The organism is Colwellia sp. D2M02, assembly GCF_018860755.1.
GTDB classification, from domain to species: Bacteria; Pseudomonadota; Gammaproteobacteria; order Enterobacterales; family Alteromonadaceae; genus Colwellia; species Colwellia asteriadis.
On sequence record NZ_JAHKPW010000028.1, the window covers coordinates 61081 to 86014 of the forward strand.

20 protein-coding genes are annotated in these 24934 nt (G+C 38.5%); 10 read left to right on the forward strand and 10 right to left on the reverse strand.

What is annotated here, in order from left to right; translation table 11 throughout:
• The first annotated feature begins 148 nt into the window (after positions 1–148).
• Positions 149–1843 carry a SufS family cysteine desulfurase gene (locus tag KO495_RS03725; RefSeq protein WP_215979052.1) on the forward strand — a complete coding sequence of 565 codons (1695 nt, stop codon included), beginning with the start codon at positions 149–151 and terminating at the stop codon, positions 1841–1843.
• A 47-nt stretch (positions 1844–1890) separates the two neighbouring features.
• On the opposite strand, the gene tcdA is transcribed toward KO495_RS03725, so the two are convergent.
• Together tcdA and KO495_RS03735 are read right to left on the reverse strand one after the other, a co-directional pair.
• Positions 1891–2700 carry a tRNA cyclic N6-threonylcarbamoyladenosine(37) synthase TcdA gene (gene tcdA / locus KO495_RS03730; protein WP_215979053.1) on the reverse strand — a complete coding sequence of 270 codons (810 nt, stop codon included), beginning with the start codon at positions 2698–2700 and terminating at the stop codon, positions 1891–1893.
• Positions 2701–2998: 298 nt separating this feature from the next.
• Positions 2999–4285, reverse strand: coding sequence for a citrate synthase (locus tag KO495_RS03735; RefSeq protein WP_215979054.1), 1287 nt, complete (start codon positions 4283–4285; stop codon positions 2999–3001).
• 547 nt (positions 4286–4832) lie between these two features.
• Between KO495_RS03735 and sdhC the strand changes: the two genes are divergently transcribed.
• From sdhC to sucD, 8 genes are all read left to right on the forward strand, one after another.
• Complete coding sequence (gene sdhC, locus KO495_RS03740; RefSeq protein ID WP_215979055.1) at positions 4833–5207, forward strand: succinate dehydrogenase, cytochrome b556 subunit; 375 nt, start codon at positions 4833–4835, stop codon at positions 5205–5207.
• Positions 5201–5548: a succinate dehydrogenase, hydrophobic membrane anchor protein gene (gene sdhD / locus KO495_RS03745; RefSeq protein WP_215979056.1), complete on the forward strand. Its 348-nt coding sequence runs from the start codon at positions 5201–5203 to the stop codon at positions 5546–5548. Before sdhC ends, sdhD begins: the two co-directional genes overlap by 7 nt.
• A complete protein-coding gene (sdhA, locus tag KO495_RS03750; protein WP_215979057.1) occupies positions 5549–7315 on the forward strand; it encodes a succinate dehydrogenase flavoprotein subunit in 1767 nt (588 codons plus the stop codon). It begins immediately after the preceding gene.
• Positions 7316–7326: 11 nt separating this feature from the next.
• Positions 7327–8034, forward strand: coding sequence for a succinate dehydrogenase iron-sulfur subunit (locus KO495_RS03755; protein ID WP_215979058.1), 708 nt, complete (start codon positions 7327–7329; stop codon positions 8032–8034).
• 184 nt (positions 8035–8218) lie between these two features.
• A complete protein-coding gene (locus KO495_RS03760) occupies positions 8219–11023 on the forward strand; it encodes a 2-oxoglutarate dehydrogenase E1 component (protein ID WP_215979059.1) in 2805 nt (934 codons plus the stop codon).
• 76 nt (positions 11024–11099) lie between these two features.
• Positions 11100–12584 (forward strand): 2-oxoglutarate dehydrogenase complex dihydrolipoyllysine-residue succinyltransferase, encoded by a 1485-nt coding sequence (gene odhB, locus KO495_RS03765; RefSeq protein ID WP_215979060.1) that lies wholly within the window; start codon positions 11100–11102, stop codon positions 12582–12584.
• Positions 12585–12772: 188 nt separating this feature from the next.
• A complete protein-coding gene (sucC, locus tag KO495_RS03770; protein ID WP_215979061.1) occupies positions 12773–13939 on the forward strand; it encodes an ADP-forming succinate--CoA ligase subunit beta in 1167 nt (388 codons plus the stop codon).
• Entirely contained in the window at positions 13939–14811 is an 873-nt protein-coding gene (gene sucD, locus KO495_RS03775; protein WP_215979062.1) for a succinate--CoA ligase subunit alpha, read from the forward strand. Before sucC ends, sucD begins: the two co-directional genes overlap by 1 nt.
• A gap of 83 nt (positions 14812–14894) precedes the next feature.
• Here the strand turns inward: sucD and KO495_RS03780 are convergent, their stop codons facing one another.
• The 8 genes from KO495_RS03780 to trxC form a co-directional block, all read right to left on the reverse strand.
• Entirely contained in the window at positions 14895–15641 is a 747-nt protein-coding gene (locus KO495_RS03780; RefSeq protein ID WP_215979063.1) for a BRO family protein, read from the reverse strand.
• Positions 15642–17062: 1421 nt separating this feature from the next.
• Complete coding sequence (locus tag KO495_RS03785; RefSeq protein WP_215979064.1) at positions 17063–17473, reverse strand: hypothetical protein; 411 nt, start codon at positions 17471–17473, stop codon at positions 17063–17065.
• A 140-nt stretch (positions 17474–17613) separates the two neighbouring features.
• Positions 17614–18705, reverse strand: coding sequence for a DUF5009 domain-containing protein (locus KO495_RS03790; protein ID WP_215979065.1), 1092 nt, complete (start codon positions 18703–18705; stop codon positions 17614–17616).
• 173 nt (positions 18706–18878) lie between these two features.
• Complete coding sequence (locus KO495_RS03795) at positions 18879–19403, reverse strand: hypothetical protein (RefSeq protein WP_215979066.1); 525 nt, start codon at positions 19401–19403, stop codon at positions 18879–18881.
• Between the two features lie 308 nt (positions 19404–19711).
• Positions 19712–20458 carry a zinc-dependent metalloprotease family protein gene (locus KO495_RS03800; RefSeq protein ID WP_215979067.1) on the reverse strand — a complete coding sequence of 249 codons (747 nt, stop codon included), beginning with the start codon at positions 20456–20458 and terminating at the stop codon, positions 19712–19714.
• Positions 20459–20488: 30 nt separating this feature from the next.
• Positions 20489–21223: a hypothetical protein gene (locus KO495_RS03805; RefSeq protein WP_215979068.1), complete on the reverse strand. Its 735-nt coding sequence runs from the start codon at positions 21221–21223 to the stop codon at positions 20489–20491.
• A gap of 648 nt (positions 21224–21871) precedes the next feature.
• Complete coding sequence (gene mltC, locus KO495_RS03810; protein ID WP_354668360.1) at positions 21872–23059, reverse strand: membrane-bound lytic murein transglycosylase MltC; 1188 nt, start codon at positions 23057–23059, stop codon at positions 21872–21874.
• Between the two features lie 41 nt (positions 23060–23100).
• Positions 23101–23529, reverse strand: coding sequence for a thioredoxin TrxC (gene trxC, locus KO495_RS03815; protein ID WP_215979069.1), 429 nt, complete (start codon positions 23527–23529; stop codon positions 23101–23103).
• Positions 23530–23822: 293 nt separating this feature from the next.
• Here trxC and KO495_RS03820 point away from each other — a divergent pair, with 293 nt between their 5' ends.
• The gene (locus KO495_RS03820) at positions 23823–24776 is read left to right on the forward strand and encodes a DMT family transporter (protein WP_215979070.1); all 954 of its coding nucleotides are present in this window, start codon (positions 23823–23825) and stop codon (positions 24774–24776) included.
• The last annotated feature ends 158 nt before the right edge of the window (positions 24777–24934 follow it).

The window sequence follows — 24934 nt, forward strand, 5'->3', positions numbered from 1 at the left end:
TGTGTAATTGCGCTAATTAGTTACAGTGATTGTGGTTATTTTATTGGCTCAAAGTAACTTTAAGAATAAAAACAAAGACAAGCATCAATAATAAATTACGTTATAATAGCGCTCTATTTATTGTAATGTTATATGAGTTATCAGAGTTATGTCGCCGTTTTTTCCGTTACGTTTTCGTCAACAATTTCCTCTATTGAACCAGCGTGAACATACTACTAGCGCAAGCGACATTATTTATTTCGATAATGCAGCAACTACACAAAAATCGCAGCAAGTGATTACTGCTCAACAGCACTATTACCTCAATAATAATGCTAACGTACATAGGGCGTCTCACCAGTTGAGCGCTAAAGCAACCTTTGATTTTGAGCAAACGAGACTGGCTGTGCAGCAATTTATCAAAGCTAAGTACCTTGAAGAAATTATTTGGACGAAAGGTGCTAGTGAAAGTATTAATTTAGTTGCACAAAGCTTAGGGCGTAATTTACTTAAACCAGGTGATGAAATAGTGCTATCGGCAAGTGAGCACCATGCCAATATTGTGCCTTGGCAAATACTTGCAGAGCAAACGGGTGCTGTCATTAAAGTTCTGCCGATTAACGAGCAAGGTATTATTAACATTACCAACCTTGAGAGTATTATTACCACGAAAACTAAAATAGTTGCATGCGCACATATCTCTAATGTTTTAGGGCGGATAAATCCAATAGAGAAAATTATTGCTAGAGCTCGAGCAGTTAATGCCATTAGCTTAATTGACGGGGCGCAAGCAATTGCACATTTGCCGGTTAATGTTCAAGCACTTGGTTGTGATTTCTATGTTTTTTCAGCACATAAAATGTACGGACCAACAGGGGTTGGCGTACTCTATGGCCGTAAGGCACTACTTGAAAGTATGTCGCCTTACCAAGGTGGCGGGGAAATGATCAAATCGGTGAGCTTTAATAAACCAACCATTTTTAATGATTTACCGTTCAAGTTTGAAGCCGGCACACCTAATATTTCAGGCATTATTGCTTTTAAAGCTGCGATTACTCTCATGCAAACAGCGTTTACTAACGATATTCATAGTTATGAGCAGCAATTAGCAAGCTATTGTTATCAAGCGCTTGCTCAAATATCGCAAGTTGAGTTTATCGTACAAGGTCAGCCTGATATTGCGCTAATTGCATTTTCAATTAAAGATCATCATAACCATGATATTGCCAGTGCGCTTGACAGTTATAATATAGCGCTGCGCTCTGGTCATCATTGTGCAATGCCATTAATGGAGCTGTTAGCGATTAATGGCTGTTTGCGCGTATCATTAGCACCATACAATACCTTAGCAGAAATAGACTATTTTATTCGTTGTTTAAAGGAGATTGTGACTACACAAACTGATGCGCATATTGAAATCAATACAGAGATAAAAACTAAAGAAACAGAGCTTAAGGAAAATGGTCTTGAAAGTATTGATAATATCCTAAAAAAATTCTCAAAGTCGAAAGGTTGGGATAGTTTGCATCGTGAAATTATGTTGTTGGGCAAAAAATTACCGCGCTTACCAAGCTCGCAACGTAATGAGCAAAGTCTAATTGCTGGTTGTGAAAGTTTAGCTTGGTTAACGGTAGAGCAAGATAGGCAAGGGCATTTTCATTTTTTTGCGGATAGTGACGCAAAAGTTATTCGTGGCTTATTAATGATAGTATTAGCAATATTTAATAATAAAACAACGGCAGAAATACAACAGGTAAATATTAATAATATATTCGATGAACTTGGTTTACTACATCACCTAAGTCCTTCTCGAGGTAATGGCTTATTAGCGATTGTAGCTAAAATTAAACAATTAACAGAATAACGTAATAGAGCATTAGCGCTTTTGATAAAGCGATAACGCCTTTAACGTTAACCTTTCTTAATCAATAATTTATCAATAACACGTGCAACCGCAAAAAATGCAAAAGTGGCGGTAACATGACTGGTTGCCCCAAAGCCAGTGCGACAATCTAATCGCATTGAGCTAGCTTCAGCGTTTTTATCGGGTTTTGTCAAACAAACTTCACCATTACTTTCAGGAGCCGAGCTTGGATAACGAAGCTGCTCTGTTGAAAATACCGCATCAATGGCAAACTTTGTTCGTTTAGCATCACTTCGGGGAAAGTTAAACTCACGGCGTAATTGATTTTTAACTTTAGCGAGTAATGGGTCTTGATAAGTTTTACTTAAATCGGTTACTGAAATTTTACTTGGGTCTATCTGGCCGCCAGCGCCACCAATGGTAATAATAGGCTTTTTATAGCGCTTACAATAAGCAATTAAACGAGTTTTAATATTAACGGAGTCAATAGCATCGATGACATAGTCAAAGGCGTTAGACATTAATTCACTTAAATTATCTTCAGTGACAAAATCTTCAATAATATTCACCTGACAATCTGGATTAATTTGTCGAATACGCTCAGCCATTACTTCAACTTTACTGTGCCCAATGGTGTTGTTTAATGCATGCAGTTGCCGATTAATATTTGAAATACACACATCATCAAGATCGATAAGGGTGATTTGACCAATACCATTACGCGCTAATGATTCAGCAACCCATGAGCCTACACCACCAATACCAATAACGCAGCAGTGAGCTTGCTCGATAATACGGGCACCTTGTTCACCATAAAGGCGGGCAATGCCACCAAATCTTAAAGAGTAATCAGACATATTTTTGAATAACTTGAGTTGATAATAATGAATAACACGGTATTGCACCGTAAATTTTCGCCATTATAACGATTAACAACAGAGATATAAATTAAATTTAAGAGCCATTGTTTATGTGAAAAAAGTAACAAATATTATTTTAGGGATTATTTTATGAATGAATGTGACAGTTAATATTTTATTGTTGAATAATGGCTATCTATGTTGGTTATGCAAACTCGCGATTATTGCTTATATTTATTAAATAACAACCATAAAAAAAGCAGCTTACGCTGCTTTTTCAAAGACTAATTCGCTATTATCTTTCGCTAATAGGAACAAATTCACGATTAATGTCGCCAGTATATTTTTGACGAGGACGACCAATTTTTTGACCAGGCTGAGATAACATTTCATCCCAGTGAGCAATCCAACCAACGGTACGAGACATAGCAAAAATTACAGTGAACATGCTTGTTGGGATGCCAATAGCTTTTAAGATAATACCTGAGTAGAAATCTACATTAGGGTAAAGTTTTTTCTCAATGAAGTATGGGTCTTCAAGCGCTACTTTCTCTAATGCCATAGCAACATCAAGTAGTGGATCTTTAATACCCAACTCTTTTAGTACTTCATGACACGTTTCACGCATAACCGTTGCGCGAGGATCAAAGTTTTTATAAACACGATGACCAAAGCCCATTAAACGGAACGGGTCGTTCTTATCTTTTGCTTTGGCAACAAATTCATCAACACGGTCTAAGCTACCGATCTTTTCAAGCATGGTTAAACAAGCTTCGTTAGCACCACCGTGTGCTGGACCCCATAATGAGGCAACACCGGCTGCAATACATGCATAAGGGTTAGCACCTGAAGAGCCAGCTAAACGTACTGTTGACGTTGAAGCATTTTGTTCATGATCAGCATGTAATGTAAATATTCTATCCATTGCATTGGCAATAGTAGGGCTTACTACATACTCTTCTGCTGGTACAGAGAACATCATGTGTAAAAAGTTTTCTGCATAACTTAAGTCATTACGCGGATAAACGAAAGGTTGACCAACACTATATTTATAAGCCATCGCTGAAATAGTTGGCATTTTAGCAATTAAACGATGTGCACTACGTTTGCGTTGTGCAGGGTCGGTAATATCTAAGTCACTGTGATAAAAAGATGACATAGCACCAACAACACCACAAACCATCGCCATTGGATGCGCATCTGGTAAGAAGCCATGGAAGAAATGCACAAGCTTTTCATGAACCATAGTATGTGTAGTGATTGTGGTTTTAAATTCGTCGTATTCAGCTTGAGTTGGTGCTTGACCGTTTAATAAGATGTAACAAACTTCAAGGTAGTCAGCTTGTTTAGCAAGGGTATCAATTGGATAACCGCGATGCTGAAGAATACCTTTGCCGCCATCAATAAAGGTGATTGCTGATTCACAAGATGCCGTAGCTAAAAAGCCCGGATCATAGGTGAAATAGCCATTACTACCTAAAGTTCTAATATCAATTACGTCAGTACCAGCAGTACCTTTTAAAATTGGAAATTCTCCAATTTCTTTGCCATCAATACTCAGAGAGGCTTTTGAGTCAGCCATAATGTTCTTCCCCTATTAATTATAATTTGTAATTCATTTACTAGCTATAAGTCAGATATTCCTACACTCCCAAGTATAGGATAGAGAATAGTATAGCTAGCTTTGGATGTTTCTTGGGTTTTTAAACTGCCGACATTCTACCCTGAAATGTATTTGGAATGTAAGAGTAATTATACTAAAGTTTAACACAGTTCGATCTTTAGGTTAAAAAAACAGCATTTAATTTTAGTCATAAGGAAAATTGTAATTAACCGTTATCGACTATATAATCTCTACGTTCTGTAGCTATTTCAAAAATAGATAAGCGATTGTATTTTCTTTGTCTATATTTAAAACTTAATACAAAGTCTAACTAGAATAGAACTATAAAGTTGGTTAGACTTGTGTGCGAATTGGTGCACTGCGTATAAAGTCAATAATGGGTAGTTACCGTTCACTTCGGGAATTATTTTTGTTTGTTTTGATTGTTATTAGCCTAATTAACAAAGATAATTCATGAGTAACAATAATAAAAGTTGAAGGCTTTCGGGCTCTTTAGGCAATAATTGTGAAAAAACAACGTCCTGTAAACATAGATCTAACTACAATAAAGATGCACCCAGCGGCAAAGGCCTCTATTCTTCACCGTATTTCCGGTATGATAATGGTGTTTGCTATCGGTATCCTATTGTGGACCTTATCAATCTCTCTTTCCTCTGCTGAAGGATTTGCACAAATTCAAGGTTACCTTGATGGCATCTTCTTTAAGTTTATTATTTTTGGCTGTCTTTCTGCTTTAACTTACCACTTATTAGCGGGTGTTCGTCACTTGTTTATGGATTTAGGTAAATTTGAAGAGTTAAGTTCTGGCAATGCTACCGCGAAGTTAGTGATCTTTCTTTGGTTAGTAGTATCAGCAGTAATAGGAGTTTGGTTATGGTAAACGTCGTCGCATCTGTAGGCCGAAACGGCGTACATGATTTTATTCTGCTAAGAGCTAGTGCCATCATTCTTGCACTATATACCTTATTATTAGCTGGATTTTTTGTTGTAACACCGAGTGTTACTTTTGATGTATGGCAGAGCTTTTTTGCTTGTACCATTGTAAAAGTAGCAACAATTTTTGCGTTATTAGCACTACTTACGCACGCCCGCATTGGGGTATGGCAAGTGTTATCTGATTACGTGAAATCTGCATTTTTACGTGCAGCATTACAATTTGTATTTTCAGCGACTTTATTAGCCTACTTAGTATTTGGCTTATTAATTGTGTGGGGTGTATAAGTGAGCGTTCCAATTAGAGAATTTGACGCCATTGTTATTGGCGCAGGTGGCGCGGGTATGCGTGCTGCATTAGCAATTTCAGAATCAGGTAAATCGTGTGCCTTGATTTCTAAAGTATTTCCAACTCGTTCTCATACAGTATCTGCACAGGGTGGTATTACCGTTGCATTAGGTAATGCTCATGAAGATCATTGGGAACAACACATGTACGATACCGTTAAAGGCAGCGATTATATCGGTGATCAAGACGCTATTGAATATATGTGTAAGACGGGCCCTGAGTCTATTATTGAATTAGAGAAAATGGGTTTACCATTCTCTCGTACCGAAGAGGGCAAAATTTATCAACGTCCTTTCGGTGGACAATCTAAAAACTTTGGTGGTGAACAAGCCGCGCGTACTGCCGCTGCAGCCGACCGTACAGGTCACGCGTTACTCCATTGTTTATATCAACAAAACGTAAAAAACAAAACTAACGTATACAGCGAATGGTATGCTTTAGACCTAGTTAAAAATAGTGATGGTGCGGTTGTTGGTGCAACGGCTATTTGTATTGAAACAGGTGAAATTGTTTATTTTAAAGCGCGCGCAACGGTATTAGCTACTGGCGGTGCTGGTCGTATTTTCGCATCAACGACTAATGCTCATATTAACACCGGTGACGGTGTTGGTATGTCACTACGTGCTGGCATTCAAATGCAAGACATGGAAATGTGGCAGTTCCACCCAACAGGTATTGCTGGTGCTGGTGTATTAGTTACCGAAGGTTGTCGTGGTGAAGGTGGTTACCTTCTGAATAAAGATGGTGAACGCTTCATGGAGCGTTATGCGCCAAATGCTAAAGATTTAGCGGGTCGTGATGTTGTTGCTCGTTCAATGATGACTGAAATTCGTGAAGGTCGCGGCTGTGACGGTCCTTGGGGTCCACATATCAAGCTTAAGTTAGATCACTTAGGTAAAGAAACCTTAGAAAAACGTTTACCAGGTGTTTGTGATTTATCAAGAACATTTGCTCACGTTGATCCAGTTCAAGAGCCAATTCCTGTTATTCCAACCTGTCACTACCAAATGGGTGGTGTACCTTGTAATGTTAATGGTCAAGCAATTAATATTGCAGCAGACGGCACAGAAACTATTGTTGATGGCTTATTTGCTGTTGGTGAAATCGCTTGTGTATCAGTACATGGTGCTAACCGTTTAGGCGGTAACTCGTTACTTGATTTAGTGGTATTTGGTCGTGCAGCAGGTAATTTCTTAGGTCAATACCTTAATGAAACACAGTCAGGTGTTGATGCCTCAGAATCTGACTTAGAAGCTGCTTTAGCACGTACACAGCGTTGGGAATCTTCTACGTCAGGTGAAGACCCTGTTCAAATTCGTAAAGATTTACAACAATGTATGCAACTTAACTTCTCAGTATTCCGTGAAGGCGAAGCCATGGCGCAAGGCATGAAAGAGCTAACGGAAATTCGTGAACGTTTACAAAATGCACGTTTAGACGATAAATCATCAGAGTTTAATACTCAACGCATTGAGTGTTTAGAACTAGACAACTTAATGGAAACTGCTTTTTGTTCAGCAAAAGCGGCAAACTTCCGTACAGAATCTCGAGGTGCACATGCACGTCAAGACTTTACTGAACGTGATGATGATAATTGGCTATGTCACTCAATCTACTCTCCTAATACAGAAGAGATGACAAAACGTGATGTTAATATGAAACCCATTCACCGTGAAGCTTTCCCACCGAAAGCCCGCGTATACTAAGGAGCATTGCAATGAAACAGGTATTTTCAATTTACCGTTATAACCCAGACGTTGATAATGCGCCTTACATGAAAGACTACGAGTTAGAAGTGCCAGATGGCTCTGATCTTATGGTACTTGATGCGCTTATTCTTCTTAAAGAACAAGACTCTACGTTATCGTTCCGTCGTTCATGTCGTGAAGGTGTTTGTGGCTCAGACGGCTTAAATATGAATGGTAAAAATGGTTTAGCATGTATTACACCTTTATCAGAATTAAAGGCGAGTAAAATTGTTTTACGTCCTTTACCTGGTTTACCGGTAGTACGTGACTTGATTATTGATATGACACAATTTTATCAACAATATGAAAAAATTAAGCCATACTTGATCAACGATGCTCAACCTGCAGCTCGTGAAAATATACAATCTATTGAAGATCGTGAAAAATTAGATGGTCTTTATGAGTGTATTTTATGTGCTTGTTGTTCAACATCTTGTCCATCTTTTTGGTGGAATCCAGATAAGTTCATTGGCCCAGCTGGTTTATTACATGCGTATCGCTTCTTAATTGATAGTCGTGATACCGCAACAGAAGAACGTTTAGATGGCTTACAAGATGCTTACAGCGTATTTCGCTGTCATGGCATTATGAACTGTGTTGATGTTTGTCCAAAAGGGCTAAACCCAACTAAAGCTATTGGTCATATTAAATCAATGTTACTAAATCGCGCTGTTTAGTAACAATTAACTAGACTAAATAGTGCTTTAGTCTAGTTTACTTGATTAAATTATATGACAGAATAAACAGAGTATTTACTTTATAGTAGCTACTCTGTTATTTTATTTTTTAGGGTAATCGTTTGGTATATTTATCAAACAATTATATTTTTTAATTGCTTCAACCCAGCATAGGAACAGGGCAATGCCAGAAGGTGTAATGAAGGCTTGGTTAGAGTCTTCCCATTTAAACGGTGGCAACATCGCTTATATTGAAGAATTGTACGAATCATACCTAGATAATTCAGCCTCTGTATCAGCAGAATGGCAAGAAATTTTTAGTCAACTTCCTAAAGTAGAAGGTAGTGAAGTGGAATACCGCCACTCCGCTATTCGTGACGAGTTTAAGGTGCTAGCTAAACAGCAAAGTAAACAAGTTATTATTTCTGGAGGAGGTGACGCTAAGCAAGTTAAAGTTTTACAACTTATCAACGCTTTTAGATTTCGCGGTCATCAAAACGCCAACTTAGATCCATTAGGTTTTTGGCAACGCGACAAAGTACGTGATTTACAACTTGCTCATCATGACTTATCAGAAAACGACTTTGACAAAGAGTACAACGTAGGTTCATTCGCAAGTGGCGAAGAAACTATGAAGTTAGGTGACTTATTTAAAGCATTGAAAGCTACATACTGTGGCTCTATCGGCGCTGAATATATGCACATGACGTCAACAGATGAAAAGCGTTGGTTACAACAACGTCTTGAGTCGGTACAGTCAAAAGCACAACTTTCTGTTGATGAAAAAACTGAGTTACTTAAAGGCCTTATTGCTGCTGATGGTTTAGAAAAATACCTTGGTGCTAAATTCCCTGGTGCAAAGCGCTTCTCTCTTGAAGGTGGCGATGCACTTGTACCTATGCTTAAAGAGTTAATTACTCGCGCAGGTGCTGCAGGTACTAAAGAAGTTGTAATGGGTATGGCTCACCGTGGCCGTTTAAACGTATTAGTTAACGTTATGGGTAAAAACCCATCTAAGTTATTTGATGAGTTTGGCGGTAAGCACGATGAAATCTTAGGCTCTGGTGACGTTAAATATCACCAAGGTTATTCGTCTGATTTTGTTACCCCTGGCGGTAATGTTCATTTAGCCTTAGCCTTTAATCCATCTCATTTAGAAATTGTTAATCCTGTGGTTATTGGTAGCGTTCGTGCTCGCCTTGATAGACGTAATTGTAATCAAGGTGATTTAGTCTTACCTGTTACCATTCACGGTGACTCGGCGATTGCTGGGCAAGGTGTTGTACAAGAAACCTTTAATATGTCACAAGCACGTGCATTTAAAGTCGGCGGTACAATCCGTATTGTTGTGAATAACCAAGTTGGTTTTACAACATCAAATCAAGAAGATACTCGTAGTGGTGAGTACTGTACTGAAATTGCTAAAATGGTACAGGCACCAATTCTTCATGTTAATGGTGATGATCCTGAAGCCGTAATTTTAGCAACGCAAATTGCATTAGATTACCGAAATGAATTCAAACGTGATGTGGTTATTGACTTAGTTTGTTACCGTCGTCACGGACATAATGAAGCTGACGAGCCTAGTGCAACACAGCCATTAATGTATAAAATTGTTAAAAAACATCCGACTCCACGTCAACTTTATGCTGATAAGCTAGCCGCTGAAGGCGCGTTAAATAAAGCAAAAATTGATGAGTTAACAGCTTACTACCGTAAGTTGCTTGATGAAGGTCAATGTACCGTTGAGCAATGGCGCCCAATGACACAGCACTCTGTTGATTGGACACCTTACTTAGGTCACGAGTGGGATGATGATTACAAAAAAGAAATCTCTTTAGAAAAATTAAAAGAGTTAGCAACAAAAGTATCAACTTACCCAGAAACACATCCAGTACATTCGCGTGTTAAAAAGATCTATGATGATCGCATGAAAATGGCAACAGGTGAAAAACTACTTGATTGGGGTATGGCTGAAAATATCGCTTATGCTTCAATTGTTGATGCTGGAGAGCGAGTTCGTATTACAGGTCAAGATGCGGGTCGTGGTACATTCTTCCATCGTCATGCGGTATTGCATAACCAAACTGATGCAAGTACTTATTTGCCACTGCAAAATATTCGTGAAGGGCAAGGGCCATTTAACGTACATGACTCAGTGTTATCAGAAGTGTCAGTATTAGCCTTTGAATATGGCTACACTACGGCAGAGCCGGCAGGTTTAACTATTTGGGAAGCCCAGTTTGGTGACTTTGCTAACTGTGCACAAGTGGTATTTGATCAATTCATTAGCTCAGGTGAACAAAAGTGGGGTCGCTTATGTGGCTTAACTATGTTGTTACCACATGGCTATGAAGGTCAAGGTCCAGAGCATTCATCTGCACGCTTAGAGCGTTTCTTGCAACTGTGTGCTGATCATAATATGCAAGTTTGTGTACCATCAACACCAGCGCAAGTATTTAACATGCTTCGTCGTCAAGTGGTTCGTCCAATGCGTCGTCCATTAGTGGTGATGTCACCTAAGTCATTATTACGTCACCCATTAGCGGTTTCTTCATTAGAAGAGCTATCTACGGGCGTGTTCCATAATGTTATTGGTGAAGTTGATGAGCTTGACTCAAGCGCAGTAGAACGTGTGGTATTCTGTAGTGGTAAAGTTTACTACGAATTACTTGAGCAGCGTCGTAAAAATGAGCTGAACAATATTGCGATTGTACGTATTGAACAGTTATACCCGTTCCCTGAGCAAGAGCTACAAGCGGTATTAAAAGAATACCAGCATGTTAAGCAATTTGTTTGGTGTCAGGAAGAGCCACAAAACCAAGGTGCTTGGTATTGTTCGCAGCACCATTTTAGGGCGGCTATCCCTGAAGGTACTTATTTAACTTACGCTGGTCGTCAAGCTTCTGCAGCACCAGCGGTGGGTTATATGTCAGTCCATGTGAAAGAGCAACAGGCGCTTGTTACTCAAGCGTTAACATTAGATTAACTTATTCTTATTGCGCTAATTTATTAGCGCACTTAGTGCATATAGTGCAAAGACAGTTTGTAAGGAATTAAAAATAATGACAACCGAAATCAAAGTTCCGGTATTACCAGAATCAGTTGCTGATGCAACAGTTGCTACTTGGCATGTACAAGTAGGTGAAAAATTTACGCGTGATCAAGTATTAGTTGATATTGAAACTGATAAAGTAGTACTTGAAGTACCTGCAACAAGCGACGGCGTATTAACTGATATTAGCCAAGCAGAAGGCGCAACCGTATTAGGTGATCAAGTTATTGGTACTTTCTCAGCTGGTGATGCAGCAGAAGCTCCAGCAGCCTCAGCTGAAGAAAAAAGTGCTCCAGCTGAAAAAGCAAGTTCTGCAACAGCGGTTATCGACATTGTTGTTCCAGTATTGCCTGAGTCAGTTGCTGATGCAACAGTAGCGACTTGGCATGTTGCAGAAGGCGATACAGTGAGCGTTGATCAACACTTAGTTGATATTGAAACTGACAAAGTTGTGTTAGAAGTTGTTGCTCAAGATAATGGCGTAATCGGCAAAATTATCCATGCTGAAGGCGATACGGTATTAGGTGCACAAAAAATTGGTGAATTAAACGCAGGCGCAAGTGCTGGTAGTGCAGCTACCGCTGCACCTATTGAAGATGCGGTAAGCTCAGACGAACTTGCTAGCCCATCAGTGCGTCGTTTAATGACTGAAAAAGGCCTAACAGCTGCTGACGTTACCGGCACAGGTAAGGGCGGTCGTATTTCTAAAGAAGACGTTGAAGCCGCTGCTAACAAGCCAAAAGCAGCTCCAGCTGCAGCACCTGTTGCTGCACCAGCAGCGCAAGAGCTAGGCGAGCGTACTCAAAAACGTGTTCCTATGACACGCTTACGTAAAACAATCGCAACACGTTTACTTGAAGCGAAAAACTCAACTGCCATGTTAACGACGTTTAACGAAGTAAACATGAAACCTATTATGGATTTACGTGCTCAATATAAAGATTTATTTGAGAAAACCCATGATACACGTTTAGGTTTTATGTCTTTCTACGTAAAAGCGGTAACTGAAGCGCTTAAGCGTTACCCTGCAGTAAATGCATCAATTGATGGTGATGATATTGTTTATCACAACTTCTTTGACATCTCTATTGCGGTATCTACGCCACGTGGTTTAGTTACACCAGTATTACGTGATGCTGATCAACTAAGCATGGCAGGTGTTGAAAACGGTATTCGCGATTTAGCGATTAAAGGTCGTGACGGTAAATTATCAATGGCTGATATGACTGGCGGTAATTTCACTATTACTAACGGTGGTGTATTTGGTTCATTATTATCAACGCCAATCCTTAACTTACCACAAGCTGCAATTTTAGGTATGCACAAAATACAAGACCGCCCAATGGCTGTTGACGGTAAAGTAGAAATTTTACCTATGATGTACTTAGCATTATCTTACGATCACCGTTTGATTGATGGTAAAGAGTCTGTTGGTTTCTTAGTAACAATTAAAGAATTGCTAGAAGATCCGGCTCGTTTACTTTTAGATATATAAGCTAGTTAGTTATCGATACAAAAAAACATAGTTAGTCGGCTAGAGTATTAGCTCTTTTGACTACCGTCACTAGAGCTTTTGTACTATAATCGAGAAACTTTTCACAGGCTGTTCTTTAGTTTTGTCTTTTAAAAACGAAAGATAAAAATAAAAGCAGTCATCATTTACAGATAAATGGATAAAACACCATGAATTTGCATGAGTATCAAGCGAAACAATTATTCGCTGAATATGGTTTACCAGTTTCTGAAGGTTTCGCTTGCGATACACCTCAAGAAGCTGCAGAAGCGGCTGATAAAATCGGTGGCAATATGTGGGTTGTTAAAACTCAAGTACACGCTGGTGGTCGCGGTAAAGCTGGCGGTGTTAAGCTAGTTAAAACTAAAGACGAAATCAAAGCATTCGCTCAAAACTGGTTAGGTAAGAACTTAGTTACTTATCAAACAGATGAGAACGGTCAGCCAGTTGCTAAAATTTTAGTTGAAAGCTGTACAGATATTGCTAACGAGTTATACCTTGGCGCAGTTGTTGACCGCGCAAGTCGTAAAGTAGTATTCATGGCGTCTACTGAAGGCGGCGTTGACATCGAGAAGATTGCTGAAGAAACTCCAGAGTTAATTCACAAAGCTGAAGTTGATCCACTTGTTGGTCCACAAGCTTACCAAGCACGTGAGCTTGGTTTCAAACTTGGTTTAAACCCTACTCAAATGAAGCAATTTGTTAAGATCTTTATGGGTCTTGGTAAAATGTTCAACGATTTCGATTTCGCGTTATTAGAAATCAACCCATTAGTTATTACTGATGAAGGTAACCTTCACTGTTTAGACGGTAAAATTGGTATCGATGGTAATGCTTTATACCGTCAACCAAAAATCCGCGCTATGCACGATCCATCTCAAGAAGATGAACGTGAAGCACATGCTGCACAGTGGGAACTTAACTACGTAGCATTAGATGGTAACGTTGGTTGTATGGTTAACGGTGCAGGCCTAGCAATGGGTACTATGGATATCGTTAATTTACACGGCGGCAAGCCAGCTAACTTCCTTGATGTTGGTGGTGGTGCTACTAAAGAACGTGTTGCTGAAGCATTCAAAATCATCCTTTCTGACAACAACGTTAAAGCTGTTTTAGTTAACATCTTTGGTGGTATTGTTCGTTGTGACATGATTGCTGAAGGTATTATCGCTGCTGTTAAAGAAGTAGGCGTTAAAGTTCCAGTTGTAGTACGTTTAGAAGGTACTAACGCTGAAGCAGGCCGTGAAGTATTAGCATCTTCAGATGTTAACATCATCGCTGCAGAATCATTAACTGATGCAGCACTTAAAGTTGTTGCCGCTGCGGAGGGCAAATAATGTCTGTATTAATTAACAAAGATACTAAAGTAATCTGTCAAGGTTTCACTGGTGGTCAAGGTACTTTCCACTCAGAGCAAGCTATTGATTACGGTACACAAATGGTTGGTGGCGTATCACCAGGCAAAGGTGGTCAAACTCACCTTGGTTTACCAGTATTTAACACAGTACGTGAAGCAGTAGAAGCAACTGGCGCAACAGCAACAGTTATCTACGTTCCAGCTCCGTTCTGTAAAGACGCTATTTTAGAAGCTATCGATGCTGGCATCGAGCTTATCGTAACTATCACTGAAGGTATCCCAACTTTAGACATGGTTGACGTTAAAGTTAAGCTTGAGCAAACTGGCGTTCGCATGATTGGTCCTAACTGTCCAGGTGTTATCACACCAGGCGAAACTAAGATTGGTATCATGCCAGGTCACATCCATTTACCAGGTAAAGTTGGTATTGTTTCACGTTCTGGTACGCTTACGTACGAAGCCGTTAAACAAACTACTGACGCAGGTTTCGGCCAATCTACTTGTGTAGGTATTGGTGGTGACCCTATCCCAGGTACTAACTTCATTGACGTTTTAGAAATGTTCCAAAACGATCCACAAACTGAAGCAATCGTAATGATTGGTGAAATTGGTGGTACTGCTGAAGAAGAAGCTGCGGAATACATCAAAGCTAACGTTACTAAGCCTGTTGTTTCTTACATTGCTGGTGTTACTGCACCAGAAGGTAAGCGTATGGGTCACGCTGGCGCGATTATCGCTGGTGGTAAAGGTACAGCTGATGAGAAATTTGCAGCATTAGAAGCGGCTGGTGTTAAAACTGTTCGTTCTTTAGCTGATATCGGTTTAGCACTTAAAGAGAAAACAGGTTGGTAATCAGCTTTTGATTGCAAACTGAATTCTTATTTAAAAACCCGCTATCTAGCGGGTTTTTTGTAATTTTTTTACATTGAGAGTATTTACTTCCATGTTCTTTTATTATCTTCGTCTATCGCATTATCAATAATTAACTGCGGAAAGAGGGTATTCAACCTTTCACCAGATGCACATTTCTTAAAAGTAAAAGTTGATGTACCAATTAGCTTTTCACACCAAGCAACGATATGAGTTATTCTTTCTTTTGGGTAACCATTAATGTTTAGCTGATTTAAGCGTTCCGTAACGGTGAAGTAGAAGTTATCATTAGATGGACTATCTTCGAGTTTTTCTACTCGCTTTTCGAGTGATTTCTGCTTCTGCATTGTATTTAGTAATAACTGTGAATTTTGAGCTAGCATTTTTGCCATTTCAATTTCTTGATCGTCAGTATTATTATCAGGAGCTGGATAAACACCATGTTTAGCTAATGAAGGTACTACCTCTTTATATAGCCAATTTTGGAATTTTTTCCCCGCTGCACTTTTATCACTAGAAAGCACTCTGTATAGTCCTGGTTGGTTTACAAATATTTCAGTTTCATTTTGAAAAGAAGGCTTCCTAACCGGAACTCGTAAATATTCATCTTGCTCTAAATTGCTTAATTGAGCTTTAATAATGCTTGCCATTGACTTAGCTATATGTGATGAGTTTATCTCTTTATTTTCTCTATTTAGTGTTATTAGCAAATCTTTTAGAGAGATATATAGAATATTATCTTTGTATAATGTTCGAATATTCGATGGCTCTCCTTCTCCTTGATAGCTTATAAGCATAAGATCATTATTCATAAATATAAATCATCCTTTTATCACACTAAAAATATATTAAATGATTATATCTTTAACCTATAAGTTGATCTATCTGATAAATAAAATAAATTTGTATATTTACAATTAATAATCATATATAAAATATTTTAACCTCTACAAGTTGATACCTCTGTCGCGGTGGCGACGACACCCAAAGGGGGCTTAACGCCGAACCCCCTTTGGAATCCCCGACGCTGCTAATCAAGTGTAGTCTTCCATTCAAGGCAATATTTTCGACGTAACAGCGCTGAACGGGCATCCATGCCCTACATCGCTTTGTTCATCATCCATGATGAACATACGTGAATATTGCCTTTCATTTCGGCACTTGATTCAAGCAGACTTGGTGCGTGTTGATAGGGTGGGGGAATATTAGAGAAAATTATTTTTTGTTCGAGCAAAGAGCTATGTGTTTAGTTAACAGGAGAGTACCGTGTCACAAACTCTCTGAACCCATCTCAGTGAATGAATCGCTATTTTGAAAAAGTGTCAGTCAAGCTGAGCCATGGATGGCGAAGACTGCCGCTTTTCATGGACGAATATCGGCAGGTATTGACTGTAAACTCAAAATGGCTATTCATGTTTTCACTGAGCTGGTGCTCCGTGGGGTTCCAAGGGGACGCCGGAGGCAGTGTCCCTTTGGGTGGAGTAGCCACCGCGACGCCAGACAGAGAAATAAACTCAAGCCATTGTTTTATCTCGAGCCAATGCAACGTCATGATGAACATACGTGAATATTGCCTTTCATTTCGGCACTTGATTCAAGCAGACTTGGCGCGTGTTGATAGGGTGGGGGAATATTAGAGAAAATTATTTTTTGTTCGAGCAAAGAGCTATGTGTTTAGTTAACAGGAGAGTACCGTGTCACAAACTCTCTGAACCCATCTCAGTGAATGAATCGCTATTTTGAAAAAGTGTCAGTCAAGCTGAGCCATGGATGGCGAAGACTGCCGCTTTTCATGGAAGAATATCGGCAGGTATTGACTGTAAACTCAAAATGGCTATTCATGTTTTCACTGAGCTGGTGCTCCGTGGGGTTCCAAGGGGAAGCCGGAGGCAGTGTCCCTTTGGGTGGAGTCGCCACCGCGACGCGAACAGTGAACCAAACTCAAACCGCTTGTAGTAAAAAATCAAAATAATTAATCGGTAGTCATTGACTGTAAACTCAAAATTGTTATTAATGCTTTTACTGAGTAGGGACTCCGTGGGGTTCCAAGGAAAGGTTGATAGTGGAGGTAGAGTCCTTTTCTTCTTGGCTGTAGTCGCCACTGCGACGCCAGACAGAAAAACAAACTCCAAACAGGGCAACAAACTTGGATGACAAAACAAAAAAGAGAGCTTTCGCTCTCTTTCCCTAATTATCTAACTATTAGTTGTATTAGTCATTAAAAATAACAGCCTTATAATTCATTTTTACCCGATTGAATATTTTCATAAATAGCAATACCCGCGACTCTTTTTTGCACTGTCTCACGTGCATCATTAACTGCTTGTGCATCAAAAGTATAAATTTCAGGGCTACTCGAATCACCGTCGTCTGAGTCATTTGAGCTTGAGGAATAAAACTCTTTTGCCTCTTTAGATGACTCAATATAGGTATCAACGGCATTCTTTTTAAGCTCGGCTTGATAAACCGCTAATCCTGCATCGACAGACTTATCTTTAATTGCTTGGTTAGAGGCTTGAATTTCTTCTTTATTAACAGGTGTACCCGATTGTTTAGCTTCAATAACTTCAATAGCGGTATTTCTTTTTACTGCTTTTTGCACAAAGCCTACATAATCAGCAGCACTTGAATTGATTGTAGTCATAGTAACGTTCCATTGTTATGTTCAACAATTATGCTAAACAATTTTTTATAAAAGCTATTGTTTAGTTTAGTTTAATAAATGAGCAAAGTAAAAAGCAATGTCGTTTTGGGTTTACGTGTTTATTGAGCTAAACAACTCGATTAAATGCGAATAACAATTTTACGTTGGTATAAAAACAAGCAAATTAGCCAAAAGATAAACACATGAATAATAGCGTAAACTAAGGAGGCGTTTATTGGGCTTAGCCACTGGCTCATATGAAAGAATAAAAAGTCTCTCATATCGCCGCTTTCATTGGCGCCAAAAGACATCGGAATTAACTTATAGCAATCGGTCCAAACCGCGGCAAACACGTAAATAAATAAGGGGTTCATACCGTAAATAAATAGTGGCTTCATCGCGCTTTGGTAGCCTTTAATATCGGTTAGCCAAATAAATAGTGCCAGTAACCACGTAGCCACTGCAGAGGTTACCAGTACATATGAGCTAGTCCACAGGTATTTATTTATCGGCATTGTGGTACTCCACACATAACCTACAACCAAAGCGATAGCGCCACTTAATATTAAACGTTTAATTGCTTGCTGTTGACTGGAGCATTGAGTGATCATTCGTGTGGCTTCAAAACCCGCTAAAATACTCACTAAAGCAGGTAAAGTACTTAACAAACCTTCAGGATCAAAAGCGAGACCTTTACCCGCCCACATATGTGAAGCACCCATTATTGCTAAATCAACACTACGTACTAAGTTATCGTTCAACGAGTAAGCACCATCACCAACGCTAGCCAGTAGTAGCCAATAACCAAGTAATATTACTACTGAAGCTAGCCAAATACCTACTCGATTTAATACCAACACCAATATGGCAGCAATACCGTAAGCTAAGCCTATACGCCCTAATACGCTCATAAAGCGCAAGTCGGCAAAGGTTTCATAGGTAGGAAAAGCGTTTAACGCTAAGCCGAGTGCAAAAATAATGGCAGAGCGCTTTATTATACGAAATATGGCTTTGGGTGAGGCTTTAAAATTGCTTTTGCGAAACGAAAAGTACATCGCAGAGCCAATAATAAACATGAAAAAAGGGAACACTACATCGGTTATTGTCCAACCGTGCCATTGGGCGTGTAAAAGCTGAGGATATACATGCGACCACGACCCTGGAGTGATCACCAATAACATAAGCGCGATAGTAAAACCTCGAAAGGCATCGAGGGCTAAGTAACGATTCATTAATAACATTCCTTTAAAAGCACCGGATAGACCATTGTGCTCAACAGTTCATAACATTTATGGCTGTACCGTATTTTTCTCAGCTATTATATTTATAGAAAAAAGGAATATTTACAAGGGAAATCAATATACTATTTATTTAAAAACGGAACCTAGTATAGACTTTTAAGCTTTTAAACTAAGTTTTCATTTATTTGCGGAGACATTTTTGTCATCTCTAAATTATTTTTGATATTTTCTTCGATGATCTCATCGCGTTTTTCAGTTAATGCTTCTAAAGCTTGCTGCTTTTCTTCAGGGCTCATGCTTTTATCATTAGCAATTAACTCCATTTCATCTTCAATTTCTTGAAGTTTTTCACTGTCAACGCCTAACCTTTTATCTAATATACTTTGCATCATTTCAGCAAAACGGCTATCAGTTACTTTAGCCTCTGTAGCGTTTGGGTTGTTTGCTTCGTCAATTGCTGCTTGTTGTGCCAGCAGTGCTCTAGCGGTTTCAGGTTTCGTATAAGTAGGTGCACTCTCTTTTACTGTTTCACCACTTATCATCGCCAGTGCTTTGTCAGATAAGGTTAAAGTATCTTTTTGCCCTGGAATAGGGTTAACAATTGGAACTTGGTTATTAGAATCTACCCGTACAGTACTTTGCACACGAGCTTGCTCTACCTGTTGGGCGTAATTAGTGTTGATGATCATAATAAGTGTCCATTTATTACTGTGTGTAAATTGAGAAGTCGTAAATTTATTGGATCAAATAGAGCATAGTCTGTGCCAGTTTTAAATCGTTGATTTTATCATTAAATACTGAGCTTTTAACAAAGAGTAGATGTTGGAAATGAAAACGCTACGACAATATTGTTAAACAAGCGGCAATTTATTGCCAAAGAGACAGATAAAGCGGCTAGAAATTTATTGGATTATGGTGATAATAAAAAAGCCGCAACAAGCGGCTTTAAAAAGTAGGCAATGTATAGTATTACTCTACTAGTTTATCGCTCACTTTATTATCTAAAAAGTGAAATACTGTTTTTAGTTGCGTTGACGGTTTTCCACGCATACGATTTATTTACTACGCCGTAAGGAACGCCATTGACACTCCATTGCGGATTAGAGAAATAATCATATTGTGTAGCACTACCAAACACATGAGGATAAGCCATAATAGAAGCGAATGAGTTTTGAACCCCGTGACCCATTCCATCTACGTACACACCGCCTGAGGTATCACCTTGTTTTCTTGAGTGCAGTAAACCTTGGTTATGACCTAATTCATGAACAAAAGTGGTTGCGCCACAGTCAATAGCGGTAATGCTATACATTTTGCTATTTGATGAGCTGTATAATGAGCCATTAGCCCCTTGTCCTATCCAAGCTAAACCACATGATATAAGCCCAGGTGTCCCTGCAGATTCACCAGTACCTAATACGGCAACCATATCGGCATTCCACTGATTACGTAAATTATGCACGTATGAGCTGTTTGTTACTGCATCTAGCCACTGGTTACTTGGCGTGATGGCATGGTTACCTAAATTACTTTTACCTGCTAGGCGTAAAGTAATATCAATACCATTTTGGCGGTAAACCTGATTACTAAAAGCAATTAAGCTATTTATTTTAGTATCAATATTGGCGGTTTTAGCTGCCGATGAGTTGGTGTATAAAATCCCAATATCAATTGTTTCTGCACAAACGCTTACGGCAGGTAAGGCTAAAGCAACACAAAGTGCCTTTAAAACATTATTATTCATTTTCTTTCCTCTTGTTTTATCGTTTTATTGTTATAGTTTTTTGGGGGCAAATATATCTTTGCTCCCTGTAGTCGTTGTATTTGAAGCAGCAGATTCAACGGCTTCAAATTCAACATGACTTCTGTACAGATCACGTTTGGCGGCTATCCAACCATACTGATCTTTTGACTCAAACACCCAGTTACCTGACACCGTGGTAAATTGGCCATATAATGCATCTTTGCCAACGGTAATTATGGTGTTGTGTAGTGAGTCATCTAAACCGATAATATTGCCAATAATGTGTTTATCACCATTGTCAAAAACCTCAACGTTAGTCACTTCTGCGGTAAAAATTTCATTAGTTTGTGGAATTTCTAAATCAAATGATTCACCTGCTTTTAGTGCTTTTAAGGCATTTAAATCAAATTCAATAAACTCAGCTTTATCTAAGTCCGCTGGAATAACTCCTGCATCAGTTAATACTTTTTCAGCAACTTCTGAACGGCGACTAATACCTAAAAAATCTTCCTTATTTTCAGCAGGTAGTGTGCTTTCCTCCATTGTTTTAGTCGCAAAGTGATTAGTTGAGGTGTTATCTTTAAGTGGCATGGCACTAGGCTGCGTAGCAAGCTCTTTATGTTCAATAGTGTTATCTAGTTTGGGCGTTATTTGCTTTGCTGTAGAAGCATTATTGCTTTCATCGGTTGATGACAAATAAATAGCACCGAGCAGACAAGTAGACAGCGTCACCGCGGTTATCAGGTAAGTTTGCTTTTTTCTCATTATATACTCCGTATTTAGGCAAGGCTTTTTTGGTAAAAGGCGCTAGACCATTACTGAAATTATTATTGTTATAGAATATTAAGTTTTATTATTTATATGGCGGTTTAAAAATGAACATCATTTGGTTTATTTTTAAACGTAGCAGTTAATTAGCATCGTACTCAAGTTACATAATGACATTTTATTTACATAAAATTACATTTATGTAACATATGTTTTACGATTGAAGGGCGGTATGAAAACGCCATTAGCGAAATAAGGTAAGAAAGTTTTCGTGAGGCCTGATTTTTTAAGTGCTAAAGCGATAATCATTAATTGGAGGGAATGTTTTTTAAGTATCAAGCGTCTATTTACAGATTATTAATTAAAGTAATACCTAAAATGATCTGAATGTGGTTATACGAATAATTAAATGACAAGCCTAAACCACATTGCTTAAAGATTTAGGTAAGAAATAGCACAGGCTTGAGCTTATTAGTTGTAGTAGGTTTTAATCGCTTTTAAGAAGAAAATGAGCCTTATTACAATAATCTACTAAGGCTTTTTTGTGTCAAGCTGACGCTAATTTTGAAGTCAGCAAGCTAATTTACTCAACTGAATAATGCGCTATTCCTTTAAATATACCTCGCAAGTTACTCAAACGCTAAGTTACTTATTGTAGCGTTTTTCAGCACTAACGACTTTATATAAGTAGCGCCTACTTTCGGATTTAGGGTGTTGCTTGGTGAGCTTTTGATAAACCTGCTGCGGCGACAGTTTATTAATTACTGATGGAGCATATGATCTCGTACTGCTAAAAGTTTTAAATACATTACCAGCACCGCCGTTATAAGCTGAAATAACAGAGTAATGTCTACTTTGGCTATTATTAATTTTATTCAAATATTGCTGCTGTAATATATGTAAATACGCGGTTCCAATATTGATATTATCTTGCGGATTAAAAAGCGTTTGTTTACTGGGCGTACCTGATTTTTTGAAAATACGCTGATAAACATCTTTACCTGCCGTGTTAGGAATAACTTGCATTAGTCCATAAGCATTAGCGTGACTTACCGCAAACGGGTTAAAGCTACTTTCTGTTTCTATAATGGCATAAATGAGTTCAGGTTTTATTTGATAACGGTTTGCTGCCGCTAGTACATATGAAGCATATTTATGCTGGCGTAGTTTGCTATGGGATTTAACCATAGATATCTCCACAAAGTGGACATTGTGTTTACCAATCTTTTGTTTTTTTAATTGGGTATTAAGTAGGTAGTCAGCAAAGCGGCTTGCTCGCCACTGATAGGCTATTGCTTTTTTGTCTTGATCAAGCACTTGACCATATAAATAAGGTTTCCCTTGAATAATAGGCTCTCGGTCACTAAAAATATCGGTGTTTGCTGGGTTTTCGCTGGTCAGTAACGTTGTGATAATGGCGTCTTTTAAATGAAATAGGGGAGACTTTGTTGCGATAGTTTCAATTTTTATGGTGCCTGTATCAAAATTTACCTGGGCTTTTGATTGATAACCATCGGTATATTTTACATATTTTTTATTACTGGCAACTTGAGAGTTATTCTTACCCCATATTTTTTCTGCAATACTTTTGAGATTTTTAATGGTTCTATCGAGATTTTTTATATCGCTGATCATAACATCAGGCGATTGCTGATAAGTGGTTTTTTTATTCTCGAGGTATTGTTTGAAGGCTTGCTCAGGATCGTTACTAGTAATGACATGCGTAAGCTTTTTTTGATCACCTACGGTACAACTACTTAAACATAAAGCAGTCATAGCAATAAAAAAAATACCGCTGAATGTTTTTTTTATCTGCGTTTTACCAATTAGCACAATAGATTTACCTTTTTATTATTAGATTACTTAAGGTTAGCTTAAATTTTTTGCATTGTTTGCATGATCCACTGTTGCATTTGTATTTGACTAAGCCCACCTGAAATTCTGTCAACCTCTTTCCCTTGGTGAAAAAACACCAGAGTTGGTAAGCTACGAATATTGGCATCACGTGCAATACTTTGTACTTGCTCTGTATTTACTTTGGCAAAAAGTAGCGTTGGTGAGCTTTGTGCTACTTGGTTAAATATCGGCGCCATATTTTGACAAGGAGCACACCAATCCGCCCAAAAATCGACAATAACGGGTAGCGAGTTACGCTCAATAAAAGGGTAAAAAGTATTATTGCCTAACGAGGTCGGCAAAGTAGAATACACCGCTTGTTGACATTTACCGCACTTAGCTTGATGGTGCTGTTTTTCATCGGGCATACGATTAGTAGTAAAACAGTGAGCGCAAACAATATTCATGATATTTCCATTTTAACTGAGTTAACCAGAGTTCAGGTTATTGACGGGTTTAGCGAATGATAGTTAATTCTATCGACTCAGTCTTGGTATTAATAGTGCTGTTTGAGATGTTATCTTTGATAGCGTTTTTTTTAAGCAAACCTTTCATGCAAGCTTTTTACATAAAATTTTTACCTTAAAGTTGTAGCCCTGTTCCGTTATGTATTTATATATTCAATATCATTCGGTTAAATTTGTGAATTAGTAACTGCTCAGTTAAATTAGCTACTTTATCTAGTCACTTGGAAATAATCATGTACCTTGCTCTTTGGATGCTAGGAGCTCTGGCTTCTTTTTGTATTTTAGCGGTAGGTGCGCGCGAGCTTAGTGGTGAGCTTTCAATTTCACAATCGTTATGTATACGCAGTGGCGTCGGTTTAGTGGTGTTGTCGCTGGTGTATTTATTTAAGCACAATGTGATGAATAAACCGGTAATTCAGAAATCCGTGGTAGCCAAGAAAAAGCCTAACGCTATATTCGGTAGTCGCTCTAACTTTGCGAGTAAGCGGAAATTGCTGGCGGGATTTAACCTACAACTATTTCGGAATATTTTTCATTATGCGGCACAGTATGGTTGGTTTTTTGGTATAGGGTTGCTGCCACTTGCAGAAGTTTTTGCGTTAGAGTTTACTGTGCCTATATGGACACTATTAATTGCTGCGATTTTTTTAGGTGAAGCGATAACACCAACAAAAATTATAGCTATATTTTTGGGAAGTTTAGGGGTTTTTATTATTGTAAACCCCGAGCAGGGGGTGATGAGCTTGGCTTCTTTTGTGGTTTTGGGCTCGGCTATTTGCTTTGCCATTTCACATACCGCCACTAAGTCACTATCTCGAGATTACTCACCTATATCGATACTTTTCTATATGTGTATATTGCAACTACCTATAGGGTTGGTGCTCTCGTACCATCACTGGGTTTGGCCAGACTACAATCAATGGCTGTGGCTTGTTATTATTGGTATTGGTGCATTATCAGCACATTTTTGTATGACCAATGCTATGCAATATGCAGAAATAACCACAGTAGTAACCTTAGACTTTTTGCGTTTGCCCTTAATTATTTTTGTTGGGGTATTACTGTACGCAGAGCCGTTTGAACTCTCTTTATTATTTGGTGGTTGTTTAATGCTTTTTGGAAATTTACTTAACACAGGTAAAATAAAAACCATTATCAATAATAAATTCGGCCAGCTTTTTCGCTAATTAACCTGAACTTGGTTTAAGAGATATTTAACAAATTGAAATATCAGAAAAATTATTTTTCTGAATCGCTAGTTTGATAGTTTTTCTTCTTTTCATATGGTAAACAAGGCAAATTTCGCGTCAATAGCTGGCCTATTGCAAGTAAATTTACCGAAGAA